This window comes from Thalassospira sp. A3_1 (assembly GCF_017744215.1).
Taxonomy (GTDB): domain Bacteria; phylum Pseudomonadota; class Alphaproteobacteria; order Rhodospirillales; family Thalassospiraceae; genus Thalassospira; species Thalassospira lucentensis_A.
Genome location: NZ_JAGHQQ010000006.1, coordinates 145,411 through 158,507 on the forward strand (window position 1 = coordinate 145,411; position 13,097 = coordinate 158,507).

The 13,097-nt window shown below is 54.8% G+C and carries 11 protein-coding genes and 3 tRNA genes; 10 read left to right on the forward strand and 4 right to left on the reverse strand.

What is annotated here, in order from left to right; all coding sequences use genetic code 11:
- Positions 1 to 135: 135 nt before the first annotated feature.
- Positions 136 to 1,095 (forward strand): class II fructose-bisphosphatase, encoded by a 960-nt coding sequence (glpX, locus tag J7395_RS20070; RefSeq protein ID WP_062951815.1) that lies wholly within the window; start codon positions 136 to 138, stop codon positions 1,093 to 1,095.
- A gap of 135 nt (positions 1,096 to 1,230) precedes the next feature.
- On the forward strand, positions 1,231 to 2,523 hold the full coding sequence (locus J7395_RS20075) for an Hsp70 family protein (RefSeq protein ID WP_209223421.1): 1,293 nt from the start codon (positions 1,231 to 1,233) through the stop codon (positions 2,521 to 2,523).
- A 13-nt stretch (positions 2,524 to 2,536) separates the two neighbouring features.
- Here J7395_RS20075 and J7395_RS20080 read toward each other — a convergent pair whose 3' ends face one another.
- Positions 2,537 to 2,854: a hypothetical protein gene (locus J7395_RS20080; protein ID WP_062958265.1), complete on the reverse strand. Its 318-nt coding sequence runs from the start codon at positions 2,852 to 2,854 to the stop codon at positions 2,537 to 2,539.
- A gap of 203 nt (positions 2,855 to 3,057) precedes the next feature.
- On the opposite strand from J7395_RS20080, the gene J7395_RS20085 reads away from it, so the two are divergent.
- From J7395_RS20085 to J7395_RS20095, 3 genes are all read left to right on the forward strand, one after another.
- Positions 3,058 to 3,594: a peroxiredoxin gene (locus tag J7395_RS20085; RefSeq protein ID WP_209223423.1), complete on the forward strand. Its 537-nt coding sequence runs from the start codon at positions 3,058 to 3,060 to the stop codon at positions 3,592 to 3,594.
- Positions 3,595 to 3,677: 83 nt separating this feature from the next.
- On the forward strand, positions 3,678 to 5,474 hold the full coding sequence (gene recJ, locus J7395_RS20090; protein WP_209223425.1) for a single-stranded-DNA-specific exonuclease RecJ: 1,797 nt from the start codon (positions 3,678 to 3,680) through the stop codon (positions 5,472 to 5,474).
- Between the two features lie 176 nt (positions 5,475 to 5,650).
- On the forward strand, positions 5,651 to 6,427 hold the full coding sequence (locus tag J7395_RS20095) for a transporter substrate-binding domain-containing protein (RefSeq protein ID WP_209223427.1): 777 nt from the start codon (positions 5,651 to 5,653) through the stop codon (positions 6,425 to 6,427).
- A gap of 43 nt (positions 6,428 to 6,470) precedes the next feature.
- Here the strand turns inward: J7395_RS20095 and J7395_RS20100 are convergent, their stop codons facing one another.
- Positions 6,471 to 7,004, reverse strand: a complete 534-nt coding sequence (locus J7395_RS20100) for a hypothetical protein (RefSeq protein WP_209223429.1) — start codon at positions 7,002 to 7,004, stop codon at positions 6,471 to 6,473.
- Between the two features lie 529 nt (positions 7,005 to 7,533).
- Between J7395_RS20100 and J7395_RS20105 the strand changes: the two genes are divergently transcribed.
- The 5 genes from J7395_RS20105 (at position 7,534) to J7395_RS20125 (ending at position 10,283) form a co-directional block, all read left to right on the forward strand.
- Positions 7,534 to 8,358 carry a transporter substrate-binding domain-containing protein gene (locus tag J7395_RS20105; protein WP_209223431.1) on the forward strand — a complete coding sequence of 275 codons (825 nt, stop codon included), beginning with the start codon at positions 7,534 to 7,536 and terminating at the stop codon, positions 8,356 to 8,358.
- A gap of 195 nt (positions 8,359 to 8,553) precedes the next feature.
- Positions 8,554 to 9,735, forward strand: a complete 1,182-nt coding sequence (locus J7395_RS20110; RefSeq protein ID WP_348541251.1) for an MFS transporter — start codon at positions 8,554 to 8,556, stop codon at positions 9,733 to 9,735.
- Positions 9,736 to 9,985: 250 nt separating this feature from the next.
- Positions 9,986 to 10,061 (forward strand) — tRNA-Glu (locus tag J7395_RS20115).
- A gap of 32 nt (positions 10,062 to 10,093) precedes the next feature.
- Positions 10,094 to 10,169: transfer RNA gene (locus J7395_RS20120), tRNA-Glu, on the forward strand.
- A gap of 38 nt (positions 10,170 to 10,207) precedes the next feature.
- Positions 10,208 to 10,283: transfer RNA gene (locus tag J7395_RS20125), tRNA-Glu, on the forward strand.
- Positions 10,284 to 10,372: 89 nt separating this feature from the next.
- On the opposite strand, the gene J7395_RS20130 is transcribed toward J7395_RS20125, so the two are convergent.
- Together J7395_RS20130 and J7395_RS20135 are read right to left on the reverse strand one after the other, a co-directional pair.
- The gene (locus tag J7395_RS20130; RefSeq protein ID WP_209223435.1) at positions 10,373 to 11,743 is read right to left on the reverse strand and encodes a DNA polymerase IV; all 1,371 of its coding nucleotides are present in this window, start codon (positions 11,741 to 11,743) and stop codon (positions 10,373 to 10,375) included.
- A gap of 91 nt (positions 11,744 to 11,834) precedes the next feature.
- Positions 11,835 to 13,085 (reverse strand): EAL domain-containing protein, encoded by a 1,251-nt coding sequence (locus J7395_RS20135; protein WP_062951826.1) that lies wholly within the window; start codon positions 13,083 to 13,085, stop codon positions 11,835 to 11,837.
- Positions 13,086 to 13,097 lie beyond the last annotated feature (12 nt).

The window sequence follows — 13,097 nt, forward strand, 5'->3', positions numbered from 1 at the left end:
AAACAAAAAAAAGACATATGCGCCTCGCAGGTATAATACCGCGAGGCGTAATTATAAGTCCCGGGCAAAACGGGACGCGCCGGGAAACAAAGAGACGGGGCCCCCAGACCCCGCGTTAACGACGAGGATGAAGTTATGGATCGAAATCTCGCGCTTGAAACCGTTCGTGTTACCGAGGCCGCGGCACTTGCCTGTTCCGGGCTTATGGGGCGCGGTGATGAAAAGGCCGCCGATCAGGCCGCCGTGGACGCGATGCGCAATGCCCTGAACAGCATGGACATTCGCGGTACTGTCGTGATCGGCGAAGGCGAACGCGACGAAGCTCCGATGCTGTTCATCGGTGAAGAGGTCGGTTCGGGTGAAGGCCCGGAAATCGACATCGCGCTTGATCCGCTTGAAGGCACAACCATCTGCGCGACCGGTGGTCCCAACTCGTTGGCCGTTGTCGCCATGGCGGAAAAGGGCGGTTTCTTGAACGCACCAGACACCTACATGGATAAAATTGCCGTTGGCGGTGGTTTGCCCGACGATGTTGTCGACCTTGATGCCAGCCCGGCTGAAAACCTGAAAAGCCTTGCCTTGGCAAAAGGCTGCGATGTTTCCGATCTGGTGGTTTGCATTCTTGACCGTCCACGCCATCAGGAAATCATTGCGAAAACCCGCGAAGCCGGTGCGCGCATCATGCTGATCGGCGATGGTGACGTTGCCGGCGTTATCGCAACCTCGCAGAAAACGTCGGGTATCGATCTTTACATGGGGACCGGTGGTGCGCCCGAGGGCGTTCTGGCGGCGGCTGCCCTTCGTTGCATTGGTGGCCAGTTCCAGGGGCGTCTTGTTTTCCGCAATGATGACGAAATCGCACGCGCCAAGAAATGGGGCATCGAAGACCTGACCCGCAAATACAAACTGACCGAACTTGCCAAGGGCAATGTCATGTTTGCTGCAACCGGTGTAACCGACGGGGCGATGCTGCGCGGTGTTCGTCGTTTCGCCAATGGTGCGGAAACCGAAAGCATCGTGATGCGTTCGCAGTCGGGCACGGTTCGCTATGTGCGTGCGGTTCACGATTTCAGCCGGAAAATCTGGTACAAATAATCCGCTTTGGCGGATTGCGAAAACGGGGGGAGTGCCTTTGCGCTCCCTTTTTTCGTTTATTGCTTGCGGGCTGGGGCTGTCCGGGTTACATCCTCCGCCCCCTTGAAAATGAAATGCCTTTGCCGGAGCCGACAAATGTCCGAGATTATCGCCCTTGATTTTGGTACGACCAACTCGGTACTGGCCGTTGCCGATAGCAACGGCAATGTGCAATCGGCAACGTTCGAGGTTGGTCAGAACAGTTTTGATACCTATCGAACCATCCTGTATTTCTGGGAAGAACAGAAACTGACCGCACCCGGTGCGCCGATCAGTCTGCAAAGCTGTTCCGGGCCGTTTGCCATGGCCGAATATCTGAAGGAAAGTCAGGATTGCCGATTGATCCAGTCGATCAAATCCTATCTGGCATCCAAGGATTTCGAAGGCACCGAAATTTTCGGCAATGTCTATACGATCGAGGATCTGATCGCGACGTTCCTGACCCAGATACATCATCACGCGCAATACAGCCTTGGGGGCCTTGGATATCGGGTGATTTCCGGGCGTCCGGTTGCGTTTGCCGGAACAAATCCTGATAACGATTATGCCGAAATGCGCCTGCGGGCGGCCTATGAGCAGGCCGGGTTCGAGGTTGAGGCGATGGTGTTCGAGCCCTTGGCCGCAAGCTACTATTACGGTCGGCAGCTTGATAAGCCCGAAACCGTTCTGGTCGCCGACTTTGGCGGTGGTACCAGTGACTTTTCGGTTATCCGCTTTACACCGGGCATGGGCATTCGCGGGGTCAAGGCGCTCTCGCATACCGGTCTTGGCATTGCGGGCGACAGTTTTGATTACCGCATTATCCGGAAAGCCATCTGGCCGCGTCTTGGCTTTGGCAGCGAATATCGCACGATGGGCGCCGCACTTCCGGTACCGCGCCAGTATTACACCGCATTTTCGCGCTGGCATTACCTATCGATGATGCGCCAGCCCAAGGTGATCAACGAAATCAGAAGCCTGATCCGGACCGCCGAACAGCCCGACGATATCGAAGATCTGGTAACGATCATCGAAGAAGAACTTGGGTTCCACCTGTATCAGGCGGTGTCAAAAGCCAAGGCAGAGCTTTCAAGTGCGGAAAGCACGATCCTGCAATTCAATCATGCCGGGGTCGAGATCGAGGAACGCCTGACACGTGCCGATTTTGAAGCCGCGATTGCGCCCGATATTGCCGATATTGAAAAGGCTGCAAAGCTTTGCCTTGAGCAGGCAGGCATTCAGCCGCACGAGGTTTCGCGCGTTTTCATGACCGGCGGTACTTCTTATGTCCCGGCCGTGCGTCGCCTGTTTGAAGAGGGTTTTGGCAAGGAACGGGTCGAAATAGGCCAGCCGTTCCTGTCGGTTGCGCACGGTCTCGCATTGATTGCAGCCGATGAAGGCATTGTTTGATCAGTCTTGCGTTCTAGCAACTGAAACTGCCCTGGCATTGGGTTTCAAGCAGGATGACGGCGACCGTGATCAGGACAAACCCGATCACGCCCAGCCCGTAAAGCCAAAGCGATTTCGGGTGATTTTTTAAAATCCATGGCAGGATGCCGCCCATCAGGCACAGTACCGGAAATGCCAGAACGGCAAAAAACAGAAACCAGGTCAGGTTGTTTTCGTCCGATCCCGGTGCATCGAATATCATCGGCGAAAACATGACAAGCGGGGCTGCCATCAGTGCGCCCAGAATGGAAAGGACGGTCAGTCCGATCCGCAATCCTTTTCTATGATCCATTGCGCGTATCCGTTTTTTGTTTATCCCGGCAGTCTGCACAGCTTTGGCGTGTATGCAAGAGATTGCGGGCAGGCGCATGTTTTTCACAATGCGAAATCGTCGCTTCTTTTTTCGCGGATTGATCACGCCTATCTTCAGGATATGAAGGGTTGGGTATTGTCCGACCTATAAAGTCCGGCGACCTGTTTCAGGGAGGATGATCAATGAGTTCGGAAAGTGATGCACATATTGTTGAACGGCTGACGGGACAAATCCTGCCTTCTTTTGCGTTGGCGGCAACCAATGATCAGCCGGTTGATCTTGCGACCCTGAGTGGGCGCACGGTAGTTTATGCGTATCCCCGCACAGCCGCACCTGACAAACCATCCCCCGCGGGCTGGGATGAAATGCCCGGTGCCAAGGGATGCACGCCGCAATCCTGTTCGTTCCGTGACCATGCCAAGGAACTGTCGGCTGTTGGTGTGGATCACCTGTTCGGGCTTTCCAGCCAGACGACCGACTATCAAAAGGAAGCGGCGGAACGGCTGCACTTGCCATTTGCGCTTTTGTCCGATGCCGATCACCGGTTCAAGGAATCGATGGCGATGCCCGATTTCGTTGCTGATGACATGCGGTTGTTTAAACGCCTGACCATGATCATTGATGACGGATGTATCAGCAAAGTTTTCTATCCTGTTGATGCCCCTGCCGAGGATGCCGAAAATGTTTTGCGTTGGTGCCGGGATAATCCGCGGGGCTGACGTGGACGGGGAATTCGATTTGCTGCGCTTCAAAGTAAATTATCCGGTTTAAGCGCGGCCCGTATTACGCTATTTCATTGGGCATGACAGATCATGCGCAAGAAAAGACATTTTTGGGGATAGAGCGATCCGTTACCGGTAAATGGTGGCGTGAACGCAATCTGGATGACCGGCTGGCAATCACCATTGCCCAGCGTTTTGGCGTTCCCGAAGTCGTCGGGCGTGTTATGGCCGCCCGCGATATCGGGCTGGATGATGCCGAAAGTTTCCTGAACCCGACCCTGCGCGATCTGATGCCCGATCCATCGACCTTAAAGGACATGGACAAGGCCGCTTCACGCATTGCCGATGCAGTGATCAAGGGTGAAAATATTGCGATATTTGGTGATTATGACGTTGACGGTGCCACCAGCACTGCGTTGTTAAAGCGCCTGTTCGCGGCCCTTGGACGCGATGTGGTGGTTCATATCCCGGACCGACAGAAAGAAGGGTATGGCCCCAACAGTTCGGCCTTGCTGGATTTGCAGCGCCGTGGCGCCAATCTGATCCTGACGGTCGATTGCGGGGTGACGGCCTATGTGCCGCTGACCGATGCCAAGGAAGCCGGAATCGAGATCATCGTCGTTGATCACCATGCTGCCGAGCCGGAATTACCGCCCGCCGTTGCGGTCGTGAACCCGAACCGCCTTGATGATGAAAGCGGCCTGGGCCATTTGTGCGCAGCGGGTGTTGCCTTTTTGCTGTCGGTTGCGATCCTGCGCGAATTGCGGTCGCGCGGCTGGCTGGAACAGTCGGGCATCCTTCCGCCGGATTTGCGCAACTGGCTTGATCTTGTGGCACTTGGCACTGTCTGCGATGTGGTGCCGTTGCGCGGACTTAACCGTGCTTTCGTGACACAGGGCATCAAGATTATGCGCCATCGCCACAATATCGGTATGGCTGCATTGGCCGATATTGCCGGGGTCAATGAAACGCCGAGTGCCTATCATCTTGGCTTCATGCTGGGGCCGCGGGTGAATGCTGGTGGGCGCGTCGGGGAATCTTTCCTGGGGACCACATTGCTTTCGGGTGATGATCCCGCGCAGGCGCTCGATATCGCGCGCAAGCTTGACGAATATAACCGTGAACGCAAGGCGATCGAGGATATCGTGCTTGATCAGGCGATCAGTGCGGTCGAAAGCCAGTCAAAGGTCGGTGCGATGGTTCTGGTCGGTGGGGAGGACTGGCATCCTGGTGTGATCGGCATTGTCGCAAGCCGGCTAAAGGATCGCTATCACGTGCCCGCCCTTGTGATGGGCATGGTTGATGGCGTGTTTAAGGGATCGGCGCGTTCGGTACGTGGAATTGACCTTGGGGCTGCGATTATTGCCGCACGTCAGGCGGGTCTTCTGATCAATGGTGGCGGGCATGGAATGGCAGCAGGCTTCACCCTTGATCCGGAAAAACGCGATGCGTTCGAGGAATTTCTTGAAACCCGGTTTGCCAGAATCATCGCTGAAAATGATATTCGCCCCACCATGACGGTTGATGGTGGCCTGCATGCGATGGGGGCAACTGTTGATCTGATCGAGGCCCTGGAAAAACTTGGCCCGTTTGGCGCTGGCAATGCCGAACCGCGCTTTGTTTTCCCGGAATGCCGGGTGGTCAAGGCCGATGTGGTGGGCGCTGATCACGTGCGCTGCATTTTATCTGGAAGCAACGGCAAGGGGCGGCTTAAGGCCATCGCATTCCGTTGCCTTGATAATGATATGGGCCAGACCCTTCTGAAGCACGGTGGGCGTCCCCTGCATATCCTTGGGCATTTGCGGCGCGATAGCTGGCAGGGGCGCGAAGGTGTGCAGCTTATGATCGATGATGTTGCATTACCCGTTTTGGAGTAGGTCCTGCTACCTGATCAGCTTCGTCGCATTGTACTATCCGTTGGTATGATTATATGCGCGAAGGTATAGGTTTAGTGCGATAGGGCGGCGAAATTTTGCACCGTGTTTCATTCTACGGATTGGTGTTTGGAAAGCTGCGGCTGGCTGCTTTGATATTGGTGCCTTTTTGGGCTGTATTGCCGGAAACAGCGCGTGCCGATCATGATGATTTAAAGGCCCCCGGTGCGATAGCCGACGCACTTTCCATTACTCTTCTGACGGAAGAGTATCCACCTTTCAATTATACCGAAAACGGCCAAATTCTGGGAGCTGGCGGTGAGGTTGTCCGTGCGATGGCAGCCCACCTTGGTTATCACAAACCGATCCAGTCACTGCCTTGGAAACGGGTAATACTGCGTCTTGAAGCTGACCCGGATATTGCGGCCTTTTCCATGACCCGGACATCGCAGCGCGAAGACCTTTACCAATGGGTCGGCCCGATTGTCGAAATCGAGGCGGGTATTTATGAATTTGCCGATCATCCCGACCCGGTGAGATCGCTTGACGATATCCGCAATGTGCCAGCGATTGGTGTGCAAGCCGGAGGGGCAGACGAAATCGCCCTTCGTCAGTATGGCATGGTCAATCTGGAACCGTTGCACAATCCGGAAGTCGGGTTACAGATGCTTGCCGCGGGGCGAATTGATCTGCTGGTTTCATCGGATATTGAATTGCACCGCCAGCTTGCCGATACCGGTATCGCTCCCAGTCTGATCCGTCGGGTTTATTCGTTCGGTTCAAGCGGCCTCTATCTGGCATTTTCCCGTGATACCGATCAAAGAGTGGTTACAATCTGGCAAGCTGCACTGGATGCTGTCGTCGCGAATGGCCAGTTTGCCAGAATCATGGCGCAATATGGTGCGGTCTCAGATCAGACCACACCTTTTTCCGGAAGCCTTGCACCGGGACAATGAAAAGCCCGATGAAAACGGTCACTTAAACCGGTCATCGCGCCAATCAATTCTTGGTGTCGCCTGCAAGACGTTGCTGCTGCCGTCCAAGAATGATGGAGATGGCCTGAGACAGGACGGTCGCCATTTTGCTGTTATCTCGATTATTTTCGAGGTCGCCGACAATCTGGTCATAGGCCGTGATGATGTCATGGGCGATTTGCGGACTGTTAGAGATGCCTTCGGCAGCCAGAAATCCGCTGATAATGGCCATAAGTACTTCGCGTTCGACCGGATCGGAACAGCTTGGCGATGATGCTGTTTCAAGCTCGTCAGGAGGCAATTCCGCCCCGGCTGTGCTTTGACCTTCGCCTGTTGCAATCCATTCCATGCGAATGCCTTTGGAAATGGCGAGGCGTGCAATCCCGACAAAACGGGGTTCGGATTGTGCCTGGCACCATCTGTTTAACTGTTCGGGGATGATGCCCGCGATCCGGGCGGCATCCTTTTTGCGATCAAACAGTTCAACGACCTGGCGAATGCGATCCCCCAGCGCGCTATCAAGTACGGGCAGGGGACCTTGGGTATTCCGCCTATCCATGCTGCACGCTGGATGTTGTAGGTTGTGAAGTGTCGCTACCCGTTTTCCGCGAAAAACCGGATTGTCGAAATTTTTTAGTTGAATATCGAATTTTTTCGTTATAAATCTTGCTCATGTTCAACTTTAACTGGCTTTTTTAACCAAGTGGCTCGGTTTTGTTGTTCGGACTTGGGGATCGGCGAAGAGTGGGCGCCGAAAGAATCGATGACAGCATACTACATCAACATGTTCTAAATTTAGACTGTTACCATTTTGGGGCGTAATCGTGCTCGCGCGTGATGTGAATGGCGTCACGCGAAAGGATGTTCATATCCAAATGGATGGTTCCCTCCGAGTCTAGATATGTACGACGTCACTGGCAATCAACATGTCGGACTATCATGTTGAATAAACAGGTTATGTGACGACGTATTCTTTCGGTCTTGCAAGTTTCTTCTTTGCGGCTTTTTGCATTTGATGGCTGACAGGGAAACACATGCGACGGGCAGGTATATTCTTTCAACCAAAGGAACGGCGGAGCATCACGATCTTGCGGCGTGTCGTCGTGATCGTTGTGTTTGTTATTGTTGCGTTCTGGTCGCGGGGAATGTTTGCTGCCCCTCAGGCCGAGGCGGCGATGGAAGCTGCGCGGTCCGTCAGAATATATACCGAAGATTTTGCCCCCTTTAATTACACCACCGATACCGGTTTGGCCGGTGCTGGGGCTGATGTGGTCAGGGAGATGGCCCGGCGTCTGGGGCATGACGGAAAATTTGAAATCCTGCCATGGAAGCGGGCCCTGCAAATTGTGGATGATACGCCCGGTACGGCCGTCTTTTCCATGGTGCGAACCGCGGAACGCGAGCCGGAATATAAATGGGTCGGGCCGATTATCGTTACCCGGGGCTGGCTTTATAAAATGACCGACAGCGATCTTGATATCCGGGGGCTGGAAGATGCCCGCAAAGTTGCCGCCATCGGTGTGCAGGCGGGCGGTGCCGCCGAACGGATATTGCATGAAAAGGGTTTCAAAAATCTGGCATCCCTTTATACGCCAGGAAACGCGTTACAGCTTCTGGCAAGTGACCGTATCGACCTTTGGGAAGCATCCGATCTGGTGATGGAGCACCAGCGCCGCAAATTCGAAATTGATCCTTCGGAAATCGAGCCGGTTATCGGCTTGGGAACTTACGAGCTTTATCTGGCATTCTCGCCGCAAACGCCTGATTTCGTTGTTGCGCCGTGGCAAAGGGTGCTTGATGAATTGCGAGGCGACGGCACGTTTGCCGAGATTGGCCGGAAATATGGCGTGATAATCCCCAGCGAAGAGGCCGAAGTGCTTTCGGATGGCGATATCAACCTTATGACACGTTGACCGCGACAGAACTTGAACTGAACCCCTCTGCGCCATTTTACGAAACGTATCACGGCAATACACCCCGATATATCGTGCGGGGGCTTGCGGGTATCTTGTGATCGGATTATGCCATTTGGCATCATGAATGATCATACAAAAACACCAAAGCAGCCGTCGTATGGGCTTGGAACCTTTTTATGGATCCTGGCGCCCGTGGTGCTTGCCTTTTCGCTTAGCCAGTTTTTCCGTTCCGCACAGGCATTGCTGGCGGAATCGCTTCGGATCGAAATTTCAACCTCGCCCGAGGAACTTGGCCTGATATCTGGCAGCTTCCATTTTGCCTTTGCCCTGATGCAAATTCCGGTCGGTGTGATGCTGGACCGGTACGGTCCGCGTTTGACCAATGGGGTGATGATGGTCATCACCGTTGCCGGTGTCCTGATTTTTGCCAATGCGCATAGTGTGGCCGGGTTGATGATCGGGCAGGCGGTGATTGGTCTTGGCTGTTCAGCGGCCTTTATGGCGGCACTTGTGCTGGCATCGCGGTGGGTAGCCCCGGAAAAGTTTGCTGCGACCTCCGGGCTGATCGTGGCCTTCAGCCTGCTGGGCGTTCTGGCATCGGCAACACCCTTGGCGGCCCTGATCGAGCTGCGCGGCTGGCGCGAGGTTTATCATGGTCTTGCCGTGCTCAGCGCACTTTCAGTCGTCCTGACCTTCACCATGGTGCGCGATGCCCCGCCAAACCACAGCTTCCATTCCCGCAAGGGCGAAACCGTGACCGAGGCCTTGCGCGGCATGGTTTCTGTCTGGAAGAACCGGCAGGTCTGGTTTCTGGTCGGTGTCGCCTTTTTCAGCTATCCGGCGATCCTGACGGTACGCGGGCTTTGGGGCGGGCCGTACCTGCATGATGTTTTCCATCTCGGGGCGGTGGATGTCGGCAACGTCCTTCTGGTGATGACGATTGGCATGATCATCGGGCCGCCCGCCTATGGGCAGCTTTCGCGTCTGATGGGCGGGGCGGCGCATCCGTTGATCGTCTTTGCCGTTCTGATTGCGGCTGTGCTGTGCCTGTTGCAGGCACTGCTGGGGACGACGGCCCTTTGGCTGGCGTCGGTCCTGATGGTCGCGCACGGGCTTCTGGGGAGCTGTGCAACGCTGAACTATGCCGCATCGCGCGCGGCTGTGCCCGAACATCTGATTGGCCGTGCCCTGACCACGGTCAATCTGGCGACCTTTGGCGGGCTGTTTGTCCTGCAGGGGATTGCCGGTGTGATCATTGGCCGGTTTGAGCCGGGCGCAACGGAAGGTTATCGTGTCATGTTTGCCTTCCTTGGTATCTGTCTTGCGATTGCCGGGGCGGCCTTCTGGATGGGTACGCGCAAGCGGGCGAATTGATTTCAAACGTTTTTGTGCCGGATGCCTTTGCGGTTGTCGTGGCGGGTATGCATTAGCATATATGTTGAACAGGGATATTGAAGGATCGGGCTATGATCCTTGTGGTTAAACAGGATGCTTGGATTTCCCGGCTTTTGGCGTGTTATCGCCCTATTTAAGGTGGGGGATTAAAAAAAACTTCACAGCGGCGAAAAACGCGCTTGACCTTACCCGACCCAATCGCTAAAAACCGGCCTCGTTAACGCGCTGCGTCCCCTTCGTCTAGAGGCCTAGGACACTGCCCTTTCACGGCGGCAACAGGGGTTCGAATCCCCTAGGGGACGCCACTCGTTAACACGGACTGCATTTTGGTGACTGTGTCCCCTTCGTCTAGAGGCCTAGGACACTGCCCTTTCACGGCGGCAACAGGGGTTCGAATCCCCTAGGGGACGCCACCAAAGCAGACCATACATAAGATCGCACCGCGATTTGCGTCCCCTTCGTCTAGAGGCCTAGGACACTGCCCTTTCACGGCGGCAACAGGGGTTCGAATCCCCTAGGGGACGCCATCTTCTTCCAAAAAGATTATCCTGATTGCAATGCTCGTTCGGTTCATGACGGGCATTTTTCGTTTTTAGCCAATCAAGCAACTGAAACGCTAAAACCCGAAACGATGCTGGCGCGATGTTTTTTTATGCAGGCGATACCGCCGTGTCAGGCTTTCGCGCAATTGTTCTGCCGTCGGCCGCGGGATTTGCGGGATCAGGCGGGCCGGGGGCAGGGTGCTTTCGCCGTTATCCTCGATCAGTTCGACGGGGGCGGTTTCTTCGGCTTCGCCAAACAGATCGGCAGGGTCGGCTGTATCAGCCGGAAAAAGATCGGCAACGCCAACACCCAGCAGGCGATAACGCGTGCCATCAACTTCCTTTTTCAAAAGCGTCAGGGCGGTTTCAAGGATCAGATCCTCGCGCAATGTCGGGTAGGTCAGGCGCATGTTGCGCGTCCGCGTTTTGAAATCCGCTGATTTCAGTTTCAGGACAACGGTATGGCCCGCGATTTCCTTGCGGGCAAGGTCACTGGCAACACGCGCCGTCAGGCGCTTGGCGATATCGACCAGCTCATCAAGGTCGGAAATGTCCTCGTTGAAGGTGGTTTCCGATGACAGGCTTTTACGCTCGCTGCTTTGTTCGACCCGACGATTGTCCTGCCCGCGCGAAAAATGGAAGAACCGTTTGCCAATGCTGCCGTAACGGCCCTGCAAGGCATGTATATCAAGTTCCTGCATCTGTCCGATGGTGGTGATGCCATCATCGCGCAGCTTGCGCTCCATCGCCGGGCCAACGCCCCACATCATTCGCACAGGTTTATCGGCAAGGAACGATACGGCTTCTGCCGCGCCGATCATTGAAAAGCCGAACGGTTTATTGAGGTCCGATGCGATCTTGGCCAGAAACTTGTTGTAGGAAAGCCCGATGGAAACCGTGATGCCGACATCGCGCCGGATTTGAGCCTGAAGTTCGATCAGGCATTCAGCGGCTGTTCTGCCATGCGCTTCCTGCGCGTTGGACAGGTCAAGAAACGCCTCGTCAATTGAAAGCGGTTCAATGTCCGGGGTTATGGCGCGCATCATGTCACGTACCCGGTATCCCTCGCGCTGATATTTCGCCATGTCGGGTTTCAGGAAAACGCCATTCGGACATAATTCCCGCGCCTTGAAGGCGGGCATCGCGGATCGCACGCCGAATTTGCGTGCAACATAACAACAGGTGGAAACAACCCCGCGATGTCCGCCGCCAATGATGACGGGCTGATCAATCAGTTCAGGCCGGTCGCGCTTTTCGATAGAGGCATAAAAGGCGTCGCAATCCAGATGGCCGACCCGAAGATCGGGCAACTCCGCATGCGCAATCCCGCGTTTTCCCCCACAGACAGGGCAGGACACATAGACCCCTTCGCCGCTTTTGGCAAGCGGCCGGTCTGCGTGGAAGCGCCATTTGTGATGGCAATCGGGGCAAAGCGCATAGATCATGCCTATTTGTACCGCTTTTGTTCCCGTTCTGCCAAGAGGAGAAACGCGGGACAGAGCGGTCAGGTGACAGGAATTGTCAGGATCGGGCGGGTTAGCGTTTCTGGGCGGCGGCCGCGCGTTTGGCCCGGCGCTGGCGGGCGATCATATTGTCGATATAGCGACCTTGGAACAGGGTAATCCCCAGCGATTGGCCGAATTTGATTGCGGTCGGACTGTCGCAACGACACAGGATCACGCGCTCCCGACCAGAGTTTTTCACAAGATTGTCCATTTCGGAGTATTTCTTGCGGATGACGTTATCGGTCATTTCTTCGCGCCAGGCGACCTTGATGAAATCGGCCTTAAGGCTTTTGCGATCAACAAACGATAGGGCTTCAACAGTCAGGTTGTCGATCAAAACGCGATAGCCGCGTTCATGGAATTCATCGCGCAGCCGCAAATAGGTTTCGAGATTCGAAAACAGATCAACCTGATTAAGCTCAAGGATCACATTGCCGGGCCATTTTTTGCGGACAACTTCATCAAAGCGCTCGAAGTCACGGGATGTCAGTGTTTCGAGATTAAGGTTGATCGAGAACGAAGTGGCATGTGTCTTGAAAGTCCGCTTGCACAGATAGTTCAGCATGCGTTTATCAAGTACTTCGGTCATGTGCTGGAACAGCCAGCGATTTGATGCGAGGTCTATATTGGGCATTATCGCGTTGCGAAGATCGGCGATCGAGACAAAAAACTCGTCGAAAACCGGATGCAGTTCCTTCGACCCGGCACGGGCAAAGACGCAAACCGGTTGCTGACGGATATGTTCGGAAAGGTCGGCTGAATGAATGGTGTCTTCGAGCTGTGCCAGATTTTCCGCATTGATCGGGCTTAGTGCATCAATCGGTTTTTGCACCGGACGCAGGTTGTTGCTTTGCTGCAGTTTTTTGGCGCGTTCATCAAGGTGCTGGCAAAGAAGCAGGAATTCCTGAAATTCCGTATTCAGGTTGTACCATGTGCAAAAGCCGGTTTCTTCGCTTTCGTCCTGGGATAGCGGATCATCGCGGAAAAGATAGCGCAGGGTATCAACAGCCGGCTCGACATCGGCAATCGATTTGTCTTTCCAGATGAACAGAAGGTCGTTGTTGCTCAGTACGAAAATACGGCCGACATAAAGCTTTACATAGCTTTCGAAAGTATTGGTCGCGACGCGAATATGATAGTCCCGCCGGTGGAAGGGTTTAAGCCGTGACAAATGAATATGAACAGCACGGTGCCCGAATTTACGGGTTTCCAGGCGCTGGACATAGTCAAGCATCAGGTATTCCTGAAGGGCCTGTTGGCCATATTGTTTCGGCTCAATCAATATTCTTCCCCG